We start from the raw sequence: 20,463 nt of genomic DNA, 5'->3' as shown, positions 1-20,463 counted from the left end.
TAAAAATTGACAGCTCTGAGGGCTTAAGGTGTTAATTAGGAAATAACCTTTATTTTATTGGTAAGGGATCGACGGTGAATTTCAAGTTCTATGAGGCGAATAAAATCTAGACTGAGATTTAGTTCTCTTGCCTTAAAATAGGATTCAATTAATAGCTCATCTGACAATTTACGCATGTCAGCATCCACCTCCTAAATTTTAGTGAAAAGGTTCTAACGAGGAAACATTAATCATAATATAGTAGGTTGTCCTTAGGTGTATTATTAATCTATCAAATTTATCCAATAAGAACAATCGTTCTCTTATCCACAATAAACCGTGGATAACCTGTGGTTAATTTGTTTATAAACTGGATAAATATAGAATAAACTAATGTGTATCATGTGTATAAAGTTATCCACAGTGTTGAATAGTGAAAAGTTTTGTCGAAAAATTTTTATTTTATTCCTATTTTTCTACAAATTGCAACAATGATTGATAAAATTTCAAGTAATTTCTAAATTGTTTGTCCTTTCGTATTAAGATCTGAAAATTATTCACTTATGCTTTCCTTTATATTGTAAAAGATAAATAATGAAGGTTTATTTTGAAACTATAGATAAAATTGGTTATGATAGATAAGTTAATGAGCAGAAATAATGAGGTGTATATGAATTGATAAAAAATTTTTTGCCTGATCAGCATGTGAAAAGTATTTTTGAAATTACTCCCGAATCCTTAAAGGAAAAAGGGATTAAAGGGATTATTACAGACTTAGATAATACATTAGTCGAATGGGACCGGCCACTTGCTACTCCTAAATTAGTAAGTTGGTTTGAAAATATGAAAAAAAGTAATATTGCTGTGACGATTGTATCGAATAATAAAGAACTACGTGTTAAGGCTTTCTCAGACCCCTTAAATATTCCTTATATATATGAAGCTAGAAAACCATTGAGACGTGCTTTTTATCGTGCTTTGCAACAAATGGGGCTTGAAAAACAAGAAACAGTGGTAATCGGAGATCAGTTATTAACCGATGTTCTAGGTGGAAATAGGGGAGGATTTCACACGATTCTAGTTGTCCCAGTTGCCAAGACGGATGGATTAATAACGAAATTCAACCGTCAAGTAGAACGAAGAATACTGAATTGGTTTCGGAAAAAGGGCATGATTCATTGGGAGGAATAAAAGTGAGTAACGAACAATATATTTGCGTTGGCTGTGGCGTACATATTCAGACGGAGAATGTTGATGAGTTAGGATATGCACCCCCGTCGGCATTAGAAAAGGAACATATTATTTGTCAACGTTGTTTCCGCTTAAAACATTATAATGAAATACAAGATGTACATCTTACAGATGACGATTTTTTGAAAATCTTAAATGAAATCGGAAAAAGCAAGGGTTTAATCGTAAAAATCGTAGATATTTTTGATTTTAACGGAAGTTGGCTTCCTGGATTACATCGGTTTGTCGGAAATAATAAGGTCGTTTTAATTGGTAATAAAGTGGATCTGTTACCGAAATCAGTAAAACCAAATAAAGTAATCAACTGGATGAAACAAGAAGCAAAACAACTAGGATTAAAACCAGAAGAAGTTTTTCTAGTAAGTGCAGCAAAAGGGCATTTTATTAAGGAAACAGCAGCTGCTATTGATCAGCTTAGACAGGATCAAGATGTATATATCGTAGGTTGTACAAATGTAGGAAAGTCTACTTTTATTAACCGAATTATTAAGGAAGTGACGGGTACAGGGGATGTAATTACGACATCACATTTTCCAGGAACGACTTTAGATATTATTAAAATTCCTTTGGATGATGATAAGTCTTTAATAGATACTCCAGGGATTATTAACCATCACCAAATGGCTCATTTTGTTGATAAACAAGATTTAAAGATCATTACCCCTAAAAAGGAAATTAAGCCAAAAGTATATCAGTTAAATGAAGGACAAACCCTCTTTTTTGGTGGATTAGCAAGATTTGATTATATCAAAGGTGGAAGGAAATCCTTTGTTACTTATATTTCTAATGAGTTACTTATTCATCGAACAAAGCTGGAAAATGCAACTGAGCTTTACCAAAATCATGTTGGTGAAATGTTAACGCCGCCTAGACAAAATCAGCTCGATTCATTCCCGGAATTAGTCAGACATGAATTTACGATAAAAGAGGATAAAACGGATATCGTTTTTTCAGGACTTGGTTGGATAACAGTGAACGAAGCAGGTGTACAGGTTGCAGCTTACGTACCAAAAGGAGTACAAGTCATTCTAAGAAAATCCATTATATAACTTGAAGTGGAGATGAAGCTGGATGAAGGAGCTATTTGCTGTCATTGGTGATCCGATAGCTCACTCGATGTCACCACAAATGCATAATGACTTGTTTCAATATTATTCCATTGATGCCCATTATCAACCTTTATTGGTTAAAAAGGAAAATTTAGAAGCTGCTATTAAAGGCTTGAAAGCGATTGGAATTTCAGGCTTTAATGTAACAATTCCACATAAGACAGAGATTATGGCATTTTTAGATGAAATCGACCCCCTTGCAAGTGATATTGGGGCTGTAAATACGGTTGTCAATCAGAATGGAAAATTAGTTGGTTATAATACAGATGGATTAGGATTTATGAAGGGACTTGCTTCTTTAACGAGTGATTTTGTTAATCAAAAAATATTAATCATCGGTGCAGGTGGGGCAGCTAGAGCTATTTACTACACGCTAGCGAAAACAGGAGTTAAAGGGATGGATATCTGTAATCGAACAGTTGAAAAGGCCACTCATCTAATCGAGACTTGTCCATATCAGATAACATCTGAAGCTTTATCATTGGAGCAGGCGGAAAATAAATTATCGCATTATGGGGTTATTATTCAGACAACAAATATAGGAATGTCCCCAAATATGAGTCAATTACCACTCTCCATTAACTTTCTTAGGGAAAGTAGTATTGTGAGTGATATTATTTATAATCCTCTCGAGACTTTTTTATTAAGTGAAGCAAAAAAGAAAAAAGCCATTGTTCAAAATGGGATAGATATGTTTGTCCATCAAGGTGCATTAGCTTTTCAGTATTGGACAGGAATTACACCTGATATTAGTCGAATGAAACAAATTGTTATGGAACAACTAGGAGGTACCAAATGTTAACAGGTAAACAAAAAAGATATTTAAGATCGAAAGCACATCACTTAAATCCAATTTTCCAAGTAGGAAAAGGTGGAGTAAATGAAAATATGATTAAGCAAATCGATGATGTTCTTGAAGCTCGTGAATTAATAAAGGTAAGTGTATTACAAAACTGTGAAGAAGATAAAGATAGCGTTGCTGAAAAATTAAGCACAGGAGCAAAAGCCGAATTAGTACAAGTTATTGGTAATACGATCGTGCTGTACAAGGAATCAACTGAAAATAAACAAATTCAATTACCTTAATTGGAGGAAGGAGGAGGCGCATGAAGAAGATAGGAATTTTAGGTGGTACTTTTGACCCTCCTCATTTTGGTCATCTAATTATGGCGAATGAAGTTGCGAGCGGATTAAACTTAGATGCGGTATGGTTTTTACCAAACCAAATACCGCCACATAAGGTAAAGACTAGTTCGACAACCACTGAGGAACGATTGCAAATGTTAGAAATAGCAACTGAAAGTCATCCTCTTTTTCGAATTGAAACGATCGAATTTAGACGAAATGGACCTTCCTATACGATTGAGACAATGGAGATTTTAAGTAAGCAATATCCGAATCATGAATTTTACTTTATTATTGGTGCAGATATGATTGAATATTTACCAAAATGGTACAAAATAGATGAACTAGTTCAACTTGTTCGATTTGTTGGTGTGAAAAGACCTGGGTATACTACTGAGTCAAAATTTCCAATTATTCATGTAGAAGCACCATTAATCGATATTTCATCTAAGATGATAAGAAATCGAATTGCTAATAAAGAAACGATTCGATACTTACTTCCAGAGTCTGTTAGAATTTATATAAAGGAGAACCATTTATATGGATCGAAATGAAGCTCTTGCTTTGGTTAAAAAACAACTGACAGAGCATAGATACATACATACGATTGGTGTAATGGAGACTGCCATAACGCTAGCTGAACGATATTCTGCTGACCCCAAAAAGGCAGAGATAGCTGCCATCTTTCATGATTATGCTAAGTTTCGTCCTAAAGATGAAATGAAACAAATAATTGTTAATCAACAGTTAGATCCTAATCTGCTTATATTTAATCAAGAATTATGGCATGCACCTGTTGGGGCATACTTAGTAGAAAAGGAAGTAGGGTTAACGGATATAGAAATATTAAATGCTATCCGTTATCATACATCTGGCAGACCCAATATGACTTTATTGGAAAAAATAATTTATGTAGCAGACTACATTGAGCCAGGCCGTCATTTTCCAGGGGTTGAAGAGGTAAGAGAATTGGCAAAAATAAGCTTAGATGATGCTCTGATTAAAGCAATTCACAATACAATTGTGTTTTTAATGAAGAAAAAGCAGCCCATCTTTCCTGAAACATTCTTTACCTTTAACGACCTTGTAAAAAAACAGGAGGTTGAATAATGAATAATCAAAATTTATTAAATGTCGTGTACAAAGCAGCAGATGATAAAATTGCTGAGGATATTATCGTACTGAATATGAAAGGAATTTCTATTATTACTGATTATTTTTTAATATGTCACGGAAATTCTGATAAACAGGTCCAAGCTATTGCAAAAGAGATTCAAGAAAAAGCAGAAGAAAATGGCTTTACCGTTAAGAGAATGGAAGGGTTTGATGAAGCTAAATGGGTCCTTGTTGATCTAGGGGATGTTGTCGCTCATATCTTCCATAAAGATGAAAGAAGTTACTATAATCTTGAGCGTTTATGGGGAGATGCCCCAACCGTTGATTTAAGAAGTGAGTCATTACAATGACCTCTTATGGTAAATTTGCTTACCTGTACGATCAATTAATGCAGGATATACCCTATGAAAAATGGCTTGAAATAACAGCCAGGTATAAGCAAAAATATCAAGTTAGGGGTTCAAGGCTATTGGATATTGCCTGTGGTACAGGGGAATTATCTTGTCGTTTTGCCATGGAAGACTATGATGTAACAGGAATAGATTTATCAGAAGATATGTTAGCCGTTGCAAAAGAAAAATCCGATGCAGAAGGGCTGAAAATCCCCTATTTCCAACAAAATATGGCTGAGTTAGAAGGGCTTGGACAGTTTGATCTTATCACTATTTTTTGTGATTCCTTAAATTATCTATCAAACGAGCAAGAGGTAATCAAAACGTTTGAGGGAGTTGCATCACATTTAGAAGATAATGGGTTGTTTCTTTTTGACGTCCATTCTGAATATAAAATGGAGGAAATATTTAAAAATCAAACTTTTACTTATATAGAGGATGATATTTGCTATATTTGGAATTGCTTTGAAGGGGAATATCCATTTAGTGTGGAGCACGAGCTTACCTTTTTTGTAAAAGATAATCAATTAAAGGAAAGATATGAACGTGTTGAGGAATTTCACTTTCAGCGGACTTATTCGATAAATCAATATAAAAAATGGTTAGAACAAACGGGGTTCGAAGCACTTCACATTTTAGGTGATCTTGAAGACAAAGCAGTCACTGGACATACAGAAAGAATACTTTTTATTGCGAAAAAAAAATAACCTTATAAAAAGGAGTTGACAGTTATGTCAGCTCCTTTTTTTCTCTTATAAGCAGGATAATTCTTTAGCTTTATCGAATAATTATTTTGTAAACTGCTGTTCAACAGAAGCTAAATCCTCATCAAATTTAAGGTGGGTTGCCTGAAATAAATGCTCAAATATATCCCCTAATTCAGCCTCTAGCACCTTTATACCTTCCCCAGTGATTCCGCCTTTTACAATGACTTTTTCTTGTAATGTAGGTAAAGTATAATGCCCTTGCTTGATTAGCTCACCTAATCCAATGATCATTTCACTCGCCAATTTAGTGGCTGTTTGTTGATCGATATCCGTTTCTTTGGTTGCTGCATTAATAAACCTCTGCAGTAAATAGCTAAAAAAGGCTGGACCACAGCTTACTATATCTGAAGATACCCTTGTTATATTATTTTCAATTTCTAATGGTACTGAAATTTTCTCCAACAACTTCCATAGGTCCTCTTTCCATTTCTGTGAGCAATTTACTCCAAATGATAAAAGTGAAACTCCGGCTAAGGCACGGTTCGTTATACTCGGTATGGCTCGAGCAACAGAACAATCCAATTCTTTTTCTAAATGAGAAACACTAATTGGGCTTGTAATGGTTACAACACATTGATCCTTCCTTAAAACCTTCTTTAAATCCTGGAGAACCCCATAAACCTCTTTTGGTTTCACGCAAATAAATAATAGGTCTGTTTGTTTTGCTACTTCCGCTGCAGTAAGTTCCACAACTATTTCTGGATATGTATCTTTAAGCAATAATGCTTTTTCTAATGTTCGGTTTGTAACGATCATTGAAGAAGGGGAAACGGCATTTGAATCAAGTATTGCCTCGGTCAAAATTCTCCCCATATTACCAGTACCAATAATCCCTAGCTTCATTTGTCCAATCCCTCCTTCGGCAGGCTTCTCATATAACATTATGAACAATCCAAAAATTTTATACCAATTTGAAAGGAATGAATGTTTTGAAAGATTGGTTGGAAATCCATAAATTTAAAATGATATTAATATTTCTAATAACAATTTTAGGTATATATTTTTACTACTTTTCTTCTAATAAAAAAGAAGTCACGTTTAATCAAGAGGTCACTCCTCTAATTGAAGAACAGGAGCAAGTGAAGGATGAAGAAAAGATAGAGATAAATATCATGGTAGACGTAAAAGGTGAAGTTTTAGAGCCAGGGGTTTACCATGCTACTCAAGGGGAAAGGGTAATGGACCTTATTCGTAAAGCGGGTGGTTTTACAAAAGATGCAAACCAAAATCAAGTTAACCTGTCCCAACATATCGCAGATGAAATGGTTATTTTTGTTCCGAAAATTGGAGAAGAAGGAGCGGTGATCCAAAACGAAGGGGAAATCAAAGGGAATAATTTAGTTAATATCAATAAAGCGACAGAAATAGAGCTACAAACATTACCAGGCATCGGCCCTTCTAAAGCAACTGCTATAATTGAATATCGAGAGAAAAATAGCGGATTTAAGTCGATTGAAGACCTTAAGGAGATAAGTGGAATTGGAGAGAAGACATTTGAAAAATTAGAGTCCTCTATTTCTGTTAAATAGCTACTTTCTTTAAGGCTCTTTTCTGAAACTTTGTTGCTTTTTGTAACTAATAAATAGGCACTTCACCATATAGGGTGTTAAACTCATATGAAAATGAAGAAAAGAGCTGAGTATTTATTAAGAGTGCCTGTAAAAAATCCGGCTTTAGGGATTTTTACAAAAACCATAATCTATACGAAAACAGCTTTCTTTAAAAGTAAAATCGTATTAAAATTAATAAAAGAATTCTAAAGAGTAATCATTAGAAAAGAGGGACAAGCCTTGGAACGTATATCGTGGAATCAATATTTTATGGCACAAAGTCACTTATTAGCCTTAAGAAGTACCTGTACTAGACTAACGGTAGGTGCTACCGTTGTTAGAGATAAAAGAATCATTGCAGGAGGCTATAATGGTTCTATTGCCGGTGGTGTACATTGTATTGATGAAGGATGTTATGTGATTGATAACCACTGTATTAGAACGGTTCATGCAGAAATGAATGCCTTGTTGCAATGTGCTAAATTTGGTGTTCCGACAGAAGGGTCAGATATATACGTTACCCATTATCCATGTGTTCAATGCTGTAAAGCACTTATTCAAGCTGGAATTAAAACGGTATATTACGCAAAGGATTATAAAAATCATCCTTATGCAATTGAGCTCTTTAAGCAGGCGGGAGTAAAAACAGAACAAGTCCCTTTTAATGGGTTAACGATTTCATCCTTAGAAGAATAGCTATGAAAACAAAGCTAATTTTTGTAGCTGTCTCTTCGTTATTTGGCCTCATGAGTGCATTTGAAGGAATAGCATCTACAATCATATTCCTTCTTCTTCTTTTTGGGTTATGGGTAATAAAAAAAATAAACCCAAAATTCATCGTAATCCTGCTTCTTTTTTATACTCTTTACTTTATGATCGGTTATTTTACCATTTCAACGAGTCATTCCACTTTATCTCCGTTGCAAACTCAATTTTTTATCCAATTTACAGATGAAATAAACATAGATGGTGATCGTTTTAAAGCGATTGTAGTAAATGTAGAAAAAAAAGAAAAACTTGTTTTGACTTATAAAATTCCCACTCAAATCGTAAAAAAAGAACTAGAAAATAAACTGTTAATAGAAAATATTTGCCCCGTTACAGGAAATTTACAAACGCCAGCTGTTCCGAGAAATCAAAATGCGTTTAATTACAAAGATTATTTAATGCAAAAGCAGATTTATTGGGAATTGCAAATTACAAATTGGGACTTTTCAAATTGTAAACAAAGTTCGTATTCCTTGCTAGATCGAATAAAAATATTAAGGTTAAAAGGAATATCACAAATTGAGAGAAACTTTCCCAAAGAATTGTCTCCATTAGCCGCAGCGTTAATTTTTGGGACACGTGAACTTCTTAGTGAAGAAACCTTAACAGCTTACCAAAGATTAGGTGTTATCCATTTAATATCTATTTCAGGATTACACGTGGCGTTATTAATAAATTTTATCTTTTATTTAGGGATAAAATTAGGTGCTGTAAGAGAAAAATTATCTAAAATTTTAATCTTCTGCCTCCCCGTTTATGCGATTGTTACTGGGGCAACACCTTCTGTAAATCGAGCAGTCATTATGGCTATGCTTATTTTAATTTTCACCAATCATTTTTCATTAAAATTAACATCGATCGATGGATTGAGTATTTCACTTTTATTTTTAATTACTATAAACCCATATGTTATTTATCATATTGGTTTTCAATTGTCTTTTATCGTTACACTAGCTTTACTGCTCTCCACCTCTATCCTTTCTACCTATACTTCTTCAGTAGGAAAAATGGCACTAATATCATATATATCGCAAGTATCTGCCCTTCCGTTTTTACTTTATTACTTCTTTGAAATACCCTTACTTTCTATAATGGCTAATTTTATTTTTATTCCTCTTTTCTCCTTTATTTTTTTACCGGGTGTCCTATTACTTTTTCTCATTCAGTTTATCTCAACAGATGGTTTTCATTTCTTAGCTTTTTTCCTTACACTTTTAGCTGATCATAGTAATTGTCTCGCGGAATATATTTCTGAATTCTCTTGGACTAGGTTCATTACAGGAAGACCCTCAAATCCCCTTATATTCTTCTATATTGGAAGCATCATCTTTTCCTTTATATTATGGGAAAAAGAGCAACGCCTTCGTTTACATCTTTTATTCCCATGGCTTGTCTTATTTGTTCAACTCCTTTTACCTTTTGTTAATTCAGAAGGAGAAGTAACGTTTATAGACGTTGGACAAGGTGACAGTATTTTGATTAAACTTCCAAATAATCAAGGAAATTATTTAATTGATACGGGTGGGAAAATACCTTTTAAAGTTCCAGATTGGAAGCAGAGAAAGAACAGTTTTGATGTGGGTAAGGATGTACTCATACCATTTTTAAAGGCAAAAGGAATTTCTCAATTGGATTTGCTTATTTTAACCCATGGTGATATGGACCATATCGGAAGCAGCCTCGTTTTATTAAAAGAAGTAAAGGTGAAAAAAATATTATTGCCGTCGACAATGGTAAAATCTCCATTAGAAAAAGAAATCGTTAAAGAAGCAAATAAACTAAATATTGAAGTACTGTATGTTTCAGAAGGAGTAAATTGGGAGGTGCGTCGTAATAAATTTATGATTATATCTCCTCCTCATCATTTCATAGGGGAGAGAAATGAAGGCTCTATCGTCATTTATTCTAAAATTGGAGGAAAAAAGTGGTTATTTACAGGTGACTTGGGAATTGAAGGGGAAAGATCGATACTTAAGAAGTTTCCAAATCTCAAAGTGGATGTATTAAAAGTAGGACATCATGGCAGTAGAAATTCTACTTATGAGGCTTTTATCAAGCAAATAAAGCCAAAATACTCCATTATTTCAGTTGGTGAAAAAAATGGTTTTGGACATCCACATATGGAGGTATTAAAGATACTAGAAGAGGAGGGGAGCAAAATTATTAGAACTGATAACAGTGGTGGAATTTCTTATTATTTTGAAGGAGAAAGAGGAACGTTTTCCTCGGTCTTACCATAATATAAGGTATAATTTATTGACTGGAAAAATAAAAGGACCACATGGTAATCATGTAGTCCCAAAACATTAATTCTATGTAGACCTTTAAATTAAGATCCTACAACTTTAATGACCGTTGCAATAATAAACATTGTTGCAAAGAAACCGAAAGAAACGATAAAGCCCATTCCAGAATCTAAAGCGTCGTTACGCTTGTATTGAACGTCCTTTTCAAATTCATTCACAGTCTACCCCTCCTATTTCCTTTATAGTATAAGCTAAACAAAAAAAAAAATCTACATTCCTAAAAATGCTTTTTATGATCTTTTTTAGGAAATTTGAAAAATTGTTTTCTTTTACGGGTTCTTTCTTACCTTATTCCAAAAAAGCATTTCTATAAATGACAAGAGTTGTCACAAATACTTTCTATGGAAAGGCACAAACTATACTTACTAAGATGACATACCGTCGACAGTTAAGTTCCTAGGCCTTAAATGTCGGCGTTTAATATAGAACGGGAATTGACATGATAGGTGTGTCAATTCCCTTTTAATTTTGTTCTGTCCTATTCCTCGTTCTACTTGTAAAAATGGTCAAGCTTCATTACGATATAATGGAGGTATTTTAAGAACGGAGATAATGAAAAATGATTATGAACATTTGGAAGCAAATTAAGAAAAAGGAATTTTCACAGCTTTATTTATTATATGGAACGGAATCATTTCTTATCCACGAGACCATTCAATTGTTAATAAAATCTGTACTAAATGAGGATGAAAAGGATTTTAACCTTTCAACCTATGATTTAGAAGAAACCCCTATCGAAGTGGCTCTAGAAGATGCAGAAACTTTTCCATTTATGGGTGAAAGAAAATTAATCATTTTACAAAACCCCGTATTTTTAACAAGTGAAAAAACAAAGGAAAAAGTTGAACATAATTTATCGAAACTAGAGGAATTTCTTAATGACCCAGCCCCCTATTCGATTGTTGTGTTTTCAGCTCCTTATGAAAAATTGGATGAACGAAAAAAAATAACAAAGGAATTAAAAAGAAAAGCTGAAAATGCAGAAGCTAAAAAAATGGTAGACCAGGACTTGCGAAATTGGATAAAAGAACGGGTGAAATCGAATCATGTTGAAATCGAAGAACAAGCAATAGACAGAATGGTGGCTATAGCAGGGTCTAATTTATTTGTACTTACAAATGAAATCGATAAAATGTCTTTATACGTAGGAGACGGGAATAGAATTCATCTTGATACGGTTGAAAAGCTAGTATCAAAGACACTCGAACAAAATATTTTTGAATTAGTGGATAAAGTAGTCCATCGGAAAACGGAAGAAGCTCTTCGGATTTATTATGATTTACTTAAACAAAATGAAGAACCGATTAAAATCCTCGCGCTATTAGCTGGACAATTCCGTCTCATATATCAAGTGAAGGAAATGGCTAGGAAAGGTTATGGCCAACAACAAATTGCGGGTAGTATTAAGCAACATCCATATAGAGTGAAAATAGCTGCAGGACAAGCTAATTTATTCTCTGAATACGAATTAAAACAAATGATGCTGTTTTTTGCTGAAGCAGATTATCAGATGAAAACAGGCGGATTAAATAAAACCATGATTATTGAGATGATCCTGTTTAAATTAAATACCCTAAGCCAAAAAAAATGATCCCAAATGAATTGGGATCATTTTTTAATTCTCGTTTAATCTAGCTTCAGTGCCTAGCCCCTCGAGGTCATAAGCCAATCCGTCATGAAGGTTAAAGAACAACCTTCCCGCCGTCTTGTCTTATGCTTGTCGGGGCTGACCAAGGCACTTCCGCTTTTTGTTATTATTGAGCAGCGTTTAACTTCTTCATTAGACGAGATTTTTTACGTGCAGCAGCTTTTTTATGAACAAGTCCTTTTTGAGCAGCCTTGTCTAATTTGCTTGCAGCGTTATTTAAAAGTTCTTTAGCGTTAGTTTCGTTAGTTACGATTGCAGCTTCAGCTTTTTTAACAGCAGTACGCATAGTAGATTTTACAGTTACGTTGTGTGCATTTTTAACTGCAGTAGTTTTAACACGCTTAATAGCAGATTTAATGTTTGGCATTCCGTTCACCTCCTAAAAAGTATCGAGACTATGTGAACTCGACTTACACATTCATAATTAATAATAGAGAACAAAAGATATTCTATCAAACGCACCGATATATTGCAATACTATAACGTAAAATAACAGGTAACATTCGTTTGGAATGAATGTTTTTTACATATAGAGGCAAAAATAGGAAAAGGTTTGTTGATTTTGTTGGGAGGGAAGATTGATGAAAGAACAAGTTGATTTAAGTATGTATTCCATTAGAACTGACCTTGCAGTCGAAGCACATGAGATGGTCATTGCAGACAGAAGTGTTCACCAACAAGAGAATATCTCTCAAATTGAAGGTGTTATCATAAAGGAAAAAGAGGAAAATGGAATCAATATTTCCTTGGTAGAAATTACTCCTGAGGGTGAGAAAGCACTTGGTAAAAAAACAGGTCGTTACTTAACGATGGAAGTGATGGGAATAAGACAGCAGGATACAGAGCTGCAGCAAAAGGTAGAAAGGGTATTTGCTACTGAATTTTCAAGATTCCTTAAGGAAATGGGAATTTCTGAAGATGCATCCTGTTTAGTAGTTGGGTTAGGAAACTGGAATGTTACCCCAGACTCTCTCGGACCGTTAGTATGTGAAAATTTATTGGTAACAAGGCATCTTTTTCAACTACAGCCAGAAAGTGTCGAAGAAGGATATCGACCTGTTAGTGCATTATCACCTGGAGTGATGGGTCTAACAGGAATCGAAACAAGTGATATTATTTTCGGTGTTGTTGAAAAAACGAAACCCGATTTTGTCATTGCAATTGATGCATTAGCATCCAGATCGATTGAAAGGGTAAATTCGACCATTCAAATATCTGATTCTGGAATTCACCCAGGCTCTGGTGTTGGAAATAAACGTAAAGAATTAAGCAAGCAAACATTAGGAGTTCCAGTCATTGCTATCGGAGTCCCAACCGTAGTGGACGCGGCCACTATTACGAGTGACACCATTGACTTTATTTTAAAACATTTTGGAAAAGAGTTAAGGGAAGGGAATCGTCCATCCCGTTCGTTAGCGCCTGCTGGTATGAATTTTGGCGGAAGAAAAAAGTTAACAGAAGAGGATTTACCTAAGGAACAGCACCGAAAAACGTTTTTAGGTATAGTGGGAACTCTTCCAGATGAAGAAAAACGAAAATTGATTTATGAAGTACTTTCACCGCTCGGTCATAACCTAATGGTGACTCCAAAAGAAGTGGATGTATTTATTGAAGATATGGCCAATTTGGTAGCGAATGGATTAAATGCTGCCCTTCATAAAACGGTTAACCAAGATAATACGGGCTACTACACAAAATAAAGTTTCAAAATAAAGGTTCTACCATCTCTAGCAAAGTCATATGATTTACTAGACTTGCAAAAAGAGGTGGAAAAATGAGAAATGCTAAGTCCACAGGAATGATTATATCTGTTCAAGGGACGAGCTTGATAAAACTACTTTTAGGGTTAATTCTTTTTCTATTTTTTATTTTTTCAATCAGTGGATTAATGACATCTCTTAAGCCACAGTATCGAATTACTTCATCATCTGTTCATCTTGCTGCTAATAACTTGACTGGGGATCTCTTGTATAAGGTGTTAGGGTGGGAAAATCATTATTTCCTTGGGTCTCTTCCAAATAGGGATGAGGGTCCAAAATTAACCAATGTTTTGTTAAAGCTTTCCACTAACATCAATCTGAATGATCCACGAAGCTTATTAGGTAGGGAGTTGCCAGGATTCTCCTTATTTGATAGTAAAATAATCGTTGCAGATAAAGGGGTTAATTATACCAATATGCCTGTCGAATCTGCACCACCAACGGAAGTGATGAAGGCCGAAAGTGAAGCGGCTCTTCAAAATCTAGATGATGTTCAGCCAGATGGGGGTAATTCTAGTCCTCCACCAAGCTTAACAACCGGCGATCGTAAGGTAGTTTATCTTTACTTTACACACAATCGTGAATCATATTTGCCATATTTAAAAGGTGAAACGGATCCAGATAGGGCCTACCATTCACAAGTAAATGTGACGAAAATAGGTGAAAAACTAAAGCAGAGTCTAGAAGCTAGAGGAATTGGTACCGAGGTTAGTAAGACAGATATTATGGGGAACCTCAACAAAAAGAAAATGAACTTTGCTCAAGCGTACCAAGAATCACGTCCAGTTGTACAAACAGCCATGACACAGAATCGTGAGTTACAATATTTGATTGATATCCACCGTGATGGACATCGCAAGGACGTAACAACCGCAACCATTAATGGAAAGTCCTATGCAAAGGTAGCCTTTGTCATTGGAGCGGAACATAGCAATTACGAAAAAAATCTTCAGTTGGCTAAAGAATTGCATGAAAGACTTAATAAAAAATACCCTGGGTTAAGTCGTGCGGTTATTGAAAAACAAGGTAAAGGAACAAACGGAAAGTTTAATCAAGATTTATCTGGTAAAGCTATTTTAATTGAGTTTGGTGGCGTTGATAATACATTTGAAGAGCTATATCGTTCAGCGGATGCGATAGCAGATGTATTTAGCGAATATTATTGGCAGGCAGAAAGTGTCAATCAATCAACTGGACCAAAAACGGAGAAGCATTAACGAAAAATCCGAGGAAGGATGAAAGATATGAAATTATTTATGGTGAAAAGTTTACTTATAGTGTCTCTCATGTTTCTCTCGGTATTATTCGGAATGCAGCAAGCTAATATTGCTATACAGAAAATGAAAGGCTATGAAGATCCCAAGTTTAAAAGGGCTCTTTCTATTCAGGAAACAAAAGAAGGGAATTTACAAGCTTCTGTTTTAGGTGTAGATGTTAGTCATGATCTAGAGTCAAAAAAACAGAAGCTTGAACAAATAAATGCCTATAATCTATTTTCTGATTTAGGTAAAAAGGTGTCTTCAGGTGTGAGTAATGGTGTGAAAAACTTAATTGAAAGTGTTTTAGACTAAATGAAGACTGGTCCATACATTGGGACCAGTCTTTTCTTTGAAATGATAATGCATTTAGTTATCATTGAATCTTCCTAAACCTACTGATATAATCAAAAATAGTTTATATTGCCCGAAAAAGTAGGAGTGAAACTTTTTAATGAATAGAGAAGAAAAACTAAAGAGACAATCGAGAATCCGCAATTTTTCTATTATTGCTCATATAGATCATGGGAAATCTACGTTGGCAGACCGTATTTTAGAAAAAACAAATGCCTTATCTTCCCGTGAAATGAAGGACCAATTACTAGATTCCATGGACTTAGAACGCGAGCGTGGAATTACCATTAAATTAAATGCAGTACAATTAAAATATAATGCAAAAGACGGAGAAGAGTATATTTTTCATTTAATTGATACTCCTGGACATGTCGATTTTACCTATGAAGTATCAAGAAGTTTAGCAGCATGTGAAGGGGCTGTACTAGTGGTTGATGCTGCGCAGGGGATTGAAGCTCAAACATTAGCAAACGTTTATCTAGCTCTCGACAATAATCTAGAAATTCTTCCAGTCATTAATAAAATTGATTTACCAAGTGCAGATCCAGAAAGAGTTCGTCATGAAATTGAAGAAGTGATTGGACTTGATGCTTCTGAAGCTGTTTTAGCTTCAGCAAAGGCTGGGATTGGAATTGAAGACATCCTAGAACAAGTTGTAAAACAAGTTCCACCTCCAACAGGTGACCCGGATGCCCCATTAAAAGCACTTATTTTTGACTCTTTATATGACGCATATCGTGGTGTAGTTGCCTATATACGTGTGACTGAAGGTAGCGTAAAAGTAGGGGACAAAATTAAAATGATGGCTACAGGAAAAGAATTTGAGGTAATTGAGCTTGGAGTATTTACTCCTAAAGCAACATTACGGGATGAACTAACAGTCGGCGATGTTGGTTACCTAACTGCTGCGATTAAAAATGTTGGGGATACTCGTGTAGGGGATACCATTACAAATGCTAAAAATGGTGCCACTGAAGCGCTTCCAGGTTACCGTAAGTTGAATCCGATGGTTTATTGTGGTCTTTATCCGATAGATACTGCTAAATTCAATGACCTGCGTGAAGCACTTGAGAAGCTACAATTAAATGATTCTGCTTTACAATTCGAACCTGAAACATCACAAGCATTAGGATTCGGTTTCCGCTGTGGATTCTTAGGTTTACTCCATATGGAGATTATACAAGAGCGTATCGAACGTGAATTTAAAATTGACTTAATCACAACTGCACCAAGTGTTATTTACCATGTTATAATGACCAATGGTACTGAAATTAACGTTGATAACCCGTCAAACATGCCTGATCCTCAGAAAATTGATCGTGTTGAGGAACCATATGTAAAAGCAACGATGATGACTCCAAATGATTTCGTCGGAGCGATTATGGAGCTTTGTCAAGCGAAGCGCGGGATTTTCGTTGATATGCAATACATGGATGAAAATCGTGTCAGCATCGTGTATCAAATTCCACTTGCTGAGATTGTATATGATTTCTTTGACGTATTAAAATCAAGTACAAAAGGGTATGCATCATTTGATTATGAGTTAATTGGATATAAACCATCTAAGCTTGTAAAAATGGATATTCTTCTAAATGCTGAAAAAGTGGATGCTCTAAGCTTTATTGTTCATAATGATTTTGCATACGAACGAGGAAAAATTATTGTTGAGAAACTAAAAGAGCTTATTCCAAGACAACAATTTGAAGTTCCAGTTCAAGCAGCTATTGGTCAAAAAATTGTTGCTCGTTCAACCATCAAGTCTATGGGTAAAAACGTTTTGGCTAAATGTTACGGTGGAGATATTTCACGTAAACGTAAGCTATTAGAAAAACAAAAAGAAGGTAAAAAACGCATGAAGTCAGTTGGATCGGTTGAGGTTCCTCAAGAAGCGTTTATGGCCGTTCTTAAGATGGATGATAACAACACGAAAAAATAATTTTGAATGAGGTTAGAGAAGCTTGATCATAAGCATCTAGCCTCTTTTTGTTAATAAAGGCTCTTTTCTAAAACATTGTTGCTTTTTGTAACTTTATAAATAGATATTTCTCCATATAGGGTGTTAAACTCATATAAAAATAAAGAAAAGAGCTGAGCACTTATTAAGAGTACCTTAAAACCACAATCTATACGAAAACAGCTTTAATAAAAAAGGACTGAAATGAAATGATACAGGCTGCATATATCCATATCCCTTTCTGTCAGCAAATCTGCCATTATTGTGATTTTAATAAATTTTTCCTAAAAGACCAACCGGTTAATGAATATTTAAGCTCGTTAGAAAATGAGATCATTTTAACTTTAAAGGAAGTACCAACTCAAAAACTTCAAACTATTTTTGTAGGTGGAGGAACTCCAACAGCGTTATCAGAATCTCAATTAGTTCTTTTATGTGAAATGATTCAAAACCAATTGCCATATGATCAAGAAACAGAATTTACGTTTGAGGCCAATCCTGGAGATCTGAATTTAAAAAAATTCGAAATCTTAAAAGATGCTGGTGTCAATCGTATCAGCTTTGGGGTGCAAACTTTTAACGAGGATTTATTAAAAAGAATAGGTCGAACACATCGCCCATCCGATGTTTTTCAATCTATAGAATGGGCAAAAATGGCTGGATTTGAAAATATAAGCGTTGATTTAATTTATGGATTACCAGGACAAACATTAACACAATTTGAGGAAACATTAGAGACGGCATTTTCGTTAAATATTCCTCATTTTTCAGGATATTCCCTAATTATAGAACCCAAAACTGTTTTCTATAATTTGATGCGAAAAGGAAAGCTTCCACTTGTCGGTGAAGATATGGATGCGAAAATGTATGGGTTATTAATAGATAAGATGGAGCAAAATGGATATCAACAATATGAAATCAGCAATTTCTCAAAAGAAGGTTTTGAAAGTAAACATAATCTTACGTATTGGAACAATGATTGGTATTATGGATTTGGCGCAGGCGCACATAGTTATGTCAAAGGGTATCGAAGGGCAAACTATGGTCCATTAAGAAAGTATATGGACCCACTCGCAAATAACGAACTCCCGCTTTTAGAGAATCATCTTGTTACGAAACAAGAACAAATGGAAGAAGAAATGTTTTTGGGATTAAGAAAAACAAAAGGGGTTAACATTTCAAGATTTGAAGAGAAATTTGGGGTTTCTGTTGTTTCATACTTTTCAGAGCAATTAAAGGAATTACAGGAAAGAAAATGGATCATAATCGATGAAGACTCAATCTTTTTAACGAAACAAGGTAGATTTTTAGGAAATGAAGTTTTTCAATATTTCCTTGGTGTGTAATTATTGACTCTGACCAATCTTTTTGATAATTTATTATTAGAATTAGCACTCGTTAATGGTGAGTGCTAACAGAGGTGATATATGTGCTTACAGATCGTCAATTGCTGATTTTACAAGTTATTGTAGATGATTTTATCCAATCTGCTCAACCTGTTGGATCCAGAAGCTTGTCGAAAAAGAAAGAAATCTCCTTTAGCTCAGCCACAATAAGGAATGAAATGGCCGATTTAGAGGAGTTGGGGTACATTGAAAAAACCCACACCTCATCAGGGCGGGTTCCATCCGAAAAAGGATACCGCTACTATGTAGACCATTTAGTTTCTCCGCAAGTATTGAATCAACAGGATGTTGGAAAAATTAAATCTATTTTTGAAGAAAAGATTTATGAACTAGAAAAAATTGTTCAAAAATCAGCGAAAATTTTATCGGAAATTACTAATTACACATCGATTGTATTAGGTCCTGCAGTAAATGTGAATAAGTTAAAGAAAATACAGATAGTTCCTTTGAATCAAGATACTGCTGTTGCCATTATAATCACAGACACAGGTCATGTTGAAAATAGAATGTTTCATCTTCCCGGGTCCATTAATATTAATGAATTAGAAAAAATGGTGAACATTTTAAATGATCGATTAGTAGGAGTTCCGATCGTGAACCTTGCTGATAAAATCTTTAAAGAGGTAGCCGTTTTATTGCACCAGCATATTCAAAACTATGACTTATTTTTAAATACATTTGCTGATGTTTTGAAAATATCACCTCATGAAAAATTGTTTTATGGCGGTAAAACAAATATGCTCAGTCAACCTGAATTTCATGATATTGAAAAAGTCAAAAGCTTGCTTAATATGATGGAACAAGAACAGTGGATATATGAGTTTATTCGTCAAAACCAGTCCGGAATTCATGTGAAAATCGGAAGGGAAAATAATAATATCGCAATGGAAAATTGTAGTTTAATTACGGCTACTTATTCCATTGGAGATGAGAAGCTAGGTACAATTGCTGTCCTAGGACCAACTAGAATGGAATACTCGAGAGTAATTAGCTTACTGCAATTTGTCAGCAGAGATTTAACTACAGTTCTCACGAAACTGTATCAAAATAACTAGGCGTGGAAATATTGAGTAAGGGTGGGCATATAGCTCTCCCATTTTCACGCGCAGACTATTTAAACAACCACTTAATCTTTAAGGGAGGTGAGTAAGTTGGCATCAGAAGAAACAAAAACAAATCCAGAAATGCAAGAAGAAGTAGTTGAAACAGTTGAACCTGTTTTTGGAGAAGAAGAGGTAGCAGAGGAAAATGCTCAAGCAAAGCAAGTGGAAGAATTAGTTGCAAAGCTTGAAGAGTCTGACAACCGTTATCTTCGTTTACAAGCAGATTTCGATAATTTCCGTCGCCGTACAAAAATGGATCTTGAAGCGACCCAAAAATATAGAGCACAAAATATCATAACAGATCTTTTACCAGCATTGGATAACTTCGAAAGAGCATTGCAGGCACAAGTTGATCACGATCAAGCCAAATCCTTACTTCAAGGTATGGAGATGATTTATCGTAGCTTGCTAGAAGCCATCAAAAGAGAAGGTGTCGAGCCAATCGAAGCGGTTGGACAGGAATTCGATCCATATTTACACCAAGCAGTAATGCAAGTTGAGGTAGAAGGATCAGCCCCTGGAATGGTATTAGAAGAGTTCCAAAAAGGATACAAGTTAAAGGATCGAGTTATTCGTCCTTCAATGGTTAAGGTAAGTCAATAGAGATTATTACATATAA

Annotated in this window: 24 protein-coding genes; 20 read left to right on the top strand and 4 right to left on the bottom strand. The window is 34.8% G+C overall.

The window, feature by feature from the left end; translation table 11 throughout:
- Window positions 1-35: 35 nt before the first annotated feature.
- Complete coding sequence (locus ACSBPO_RS16225) at window positions 36-176, bottom strand: sporulation histidine kinase inhibitor Sda (protein ID WP_377879026.1); 141 nt, start codon at window positions 174-176, stop codon at window positions 36-38.
- 478 nt (window positions 177-654) lie between these two features.
- On the opposite strand from ACSBPO_RS16225, the gene ACSBPO_RS16220 reads away from it, so the two are divergent.
- The 8 genes from ACSBPO_RS16220 to ACSBPO_RS16185 are packed head-to-tail and all read left to right on the top strand — an operon-like array spanning window position 655 to window position 5,679.
- Entirely contained in the window at window positions 655-1,170 is a 516-nt protein-coding gene (locus tag ACSBPO_RS16220; protein ID WP_442595080.1) for a YqeG family HAD IIIA-type phosphatase, read from the top strand.
- A gap of 2 nt (window positions 1,171-1,172) precedes the next feature.
- Complete coding sequence (gene yqeH, locus ACSBPO_RS16215) at window positions 1,173-2,279, top strand: ribosome biogenesis GTPase YqeH (protein WP_442595078.1); 1,107 nt, start codon at window positions 1,173-1,175, stop codon at window positions 2,277-2,279.
- A gap of 22 nt (window positions 2,280-2,301) precedes the next feature.
- Window positions 2,302-3,141, top strand: a complete 840-nt coding sequence (aroE, locus tag ACSBPO_RS16210; RefSeq protein ID WP_442595076.1) for a shikimate dehydrogenase — start codon at window positions 2,302-2,304, stop codon at window positions 3,139-3,141.
- A complete protein-coding gene (yhbY, locus tag ACSBPO_RS16205; protein WP_442595074.1) occupies window positions 3,135-3,425 on the top strand; it encodes a ribosome assembly RNA-binding protein YhbY in 291 nt (96 codons plus the stop codon). Before aroE ends, yhbY begins: the two co-directional genes overlap by 7 nt.
- A 20-nt stretch (window positions 3,426-3,445) precedes the next feature.
- Window positions 3,446-4,018 carry a nicotinate-nucleotide adenylyltransferase gene (locus tag ACSBPO_RS16200; protein ID WP_442595072.1) on the top strand — a complete coding sequence of 191 codons (573 nt, stop codon included), beginning with the start codon at window positions 3,446-3,448 and terminating at the stop codon, window positions 4,016-4,018.
- Window positions 4,005-4,574: a bis(5'-nucleosyl)-tetraphosphatase (symmetrical) YqeK gene (gene yqeK / locus ACSBPO_RS16195; RefSeq protein WP_442595070.1), complete on the top strand. Its 570-nt coding sequence runs from the start codon at window positions 4,005-4,007 to the stop codon at window positions 4,572-4,574. The genes ACSBPO_RS16200 and yqeK overlap by 14 nt, the downstream gene beginning before the upstream one ends.
- Window positions 4,574-4,930 carry a ribosome silencing factor gene (gene rsfS, locus ACSBPO_RS16190; protein ID WP_442595068.1) on the top strand — a complete coding sequence of 119 codons (357 nt, stop codon included), beginning with the start codon at window positions 4,574-4,576 and terminating at the stop codon, window positions 4,928-4,930. The genes yqeK and rsfS overlap by 1 nt, the downstream gene beginning before the upstream one ends.
- Entirely contained in the window at window positions 4,927-5,679 is a 753-nt protein-coding gene (locus ACSBPO_RS16185; RefSeq protein WP_442595066.1) for a class I SAM-dependent DNA methyltransferase, read from the top strand. The genes rsfS and ACSBPO_RS16185 overlap by 4 nt, the downstream gene beginning before the upstream one ends.
- An 81-nt stretch (window positions 5,680-5,760) precedes the next feature.
- Here ACSBPO_RS16185 and comER read toward each other — a convergent pair whose 3' ends face one another.
- Window positions 5,761-6,582 carry a late competence protein ComER gene (gene comER, locus ACSBPO_RS16180; RefSeq protein ID WP_442595064.1) on the bottom strand — a complete coding sequence of 274 codons (822 nt, stop codon included), beginning with the start codon at window positions 6,580-6,582 and terminating at the stop codon, window positions 5,761-5,763.
- A gap of 86 nt (window positions 6,583-6,668) precedes the next feature.
- Here comER and ACSBPO_RS16175 point away from each other — a divergent pair, with 86 nt between their 5' ends.
- The 4 genes from ACSBPO_RS16175 to ACSBPO_RS16160 all read left to right on the top strand — a co-directional run bounded on the left by ACSBPO_RS16175 (window position 6,669) and on the right by ACSBPO_RS16160 (window position 10,297).
- Entirely contained in the window at window positions 6,669-7,268 is a 600-nt protein-coding gene (locus ACSBPO_RS16175) for a helix-hairpin-helix domain-containing protein (protein ID WP_442595062.1), read from the top strand.
- A gap of 87 nt (window positions 7,269-7,355) precedes the next feature.
- The gene (locus ACSBPO_RS16170) at window positions 7,356-7,499 is read left to right on the top strand and encodes a hypothetical protein (RefSeq protein WP_442595060.1); all 144 of its coding nucleotides are present in this window, start codon (window positions 7,356-7,358) and stop codon (window positions 7,497-7,499) included.
- 30 nt (window positions 7,500-7,529) lie between these two features.
- A complete protein-coding gene (locus ACSBPO_RS16165; RefSeq protein WP_442595058.1) occupies window positions 7,530-7,985 on the top strand; it encodes a ComE operon protein 2 in 456 nt (151 codons plus the stop codon).
- A gap of 2 nt (window positions 7,986-7,987) precedes the next feature.
- Window positions 7,988-10,297, top strand: coding sequence for a DNA internalization-related competence protein ComEC/Rec2 (locus ACSBPO_RS16160; RefSeq protein ID WP_442595056.1), 2,310 nt, complete (start codon window positions 7,988-7,990; stop codon window positions 10,295-10,297).
- Window positions 10,298-10,386: 89 nt separating this feature from the next.
- Here ACSBPO_RS16160 and ACSBPO_RS16155 read toward each other — a convergent pair whose 3' ends face one another.
- Window positions 10,387-10,521 (bottom strand): YqzM family protein, encoded by a 135-nt coding sequence (locus tag ACSBPO_RS16155; RefSeq protein WP_442595054.1) that lies wholly within the window; start codon window positions 10,519-10,521, stop codon window positions 10,387-10,389.
- A gap of 401 nt (window positions 10,522-10,922) precedes the next feature.
- Here ACSBPO_RS16155 and holA point away from each other — a divergent pair, with 401 nt between their 5' ends.
- A complete protein-coding gene (holA, locus tag ACSBPO_RS16150; RefSeq protein WP_442595052.1) occupies window positions 10,923-11,954 on the top strand; it encodes a DNA polymerase III subunit delta in 1,032 nt (343 codons plus the stop codon).
- A gap of 163 nt (window positions 11,955-12,117) precedes the next feature.
- On the opposite strand, the gene rpsT is transcribed toward holA, so the two are convergent.
- Window positions 12,118-12,378, bottom strand: coding sequence for a 30S ribosomal protein S20 (gene rpsT, locus ACSBPO_RS16145; RefSeq protein ID WP_442595050.1), 261 nt, complete (start codon window positions 12,376-12,378; stop codon window positions 12,118-12,120).
- A gap of 214 nt (window positions 12,379-12,592) precedes the next feature.
- Here rpsT and gpr point away from each other — a divergent pair, with 214 nt between their 5' ends.
- From gpr to grpE, 7 genes are all read left to right on the top strand, one after another.
- Window positions 12,593-13,711, top strand: a complete 1,119-nt coding sequence (gene gpr / locus ACSBPO_RS16140) for a GPR endopeptidase (RefSeq protein WP_442595048.1) — start codon at window positions 12,593-12,595, stop codon at window positions 13,709-13,711.
- Between the two features lie 74 nt (window positions 13,712-13,785).
- Window positions 13,786-14,988: a stage II sporulation protein P gene (gene spoIIP / locus ACSBPO_RS16135; protein WP_442595046.1), complete on the top strand. Its 1,203-nt coding sequence runs from the start codon at window positions 13,786-13,788 to the stop codon at window positions 14,986-14,988.
- Between the two features lie 27 nt (window positions 14,989-15,015).
- A complete protein-coding gene (locus tag ACSBPO_RS16130) occupies window positions 15,016-15,342 on the top strand; it encodes a YqxA family protein (protein WP_442595044.1) in 327 nt (108 codons plus the stop codon).
- A gap of 139 nt (window positions 15,343-15,481) precedes the next feature.
- A complete protein-coding gene (lepA, locus tag ACSBPO_RS16125; protein WP_442595042.1) occupies window positions 15,482-17,317 on the top strand; it encodes a translation elongation factor 4 in 1,836 nt (611 codons plus the stop codon).
- A 227-nt stretch (window positions 17,318-17,544) separates the two neighbouring features.
- Window positions 17,545-18,681, top strand: a complete 1,137-nt coding sequence (gene hemW / locus ACSBPO_RS16120; RefSeq protein ID WP_442595040.1) for a radical SAM family heme chaperone HemW — start codon at window positions 17,545-17,547, stop codon at window positions 18,679-18,681.
- Between the two features lie 83 nt (window positions 18,682-18,764).
- Entirely contained in the window at window positions 18,765-19,796 is a 1,032-nt protein-coding gene (gene hrcA / locus ACSBPO_RS16115) for a heat-inducible transcriptional repressor HrcA (RefSeq protein ID WP_442595038.1), read from the top strand.
- A gap of 129 nt (window positions 19,797-19,925) precedes the next feature.
- Complete coding sequence (grpE, locus tag ACSBPO_RS16110) at window positions 19,926-20,447, top strand: nucleotide exchange factor GrpE (RefSeq protein ID WP_442600393.1); 522 nt, start codon at window positions 19,926-19,928, stop codon at window positions 20,445-20,447.
- The last annotated feature ends 16 nt before the right edge of the window (window positions 20,448-20,463 follow it).

The sequence above is a fragment of the Neobacillus sp. D3-1R genome (assembly GCF_052180215.1).
GTDB lineage: Bacteria > Bacillota > Bacilli > Bacillales > Cytobacillaceae > Pseudoneobacillus.
The sequence above is the reverse complement of the archived record's forward strand: the minus strand, read 5'-3'. Positions and strand labels throughout refer to the sequence as shown.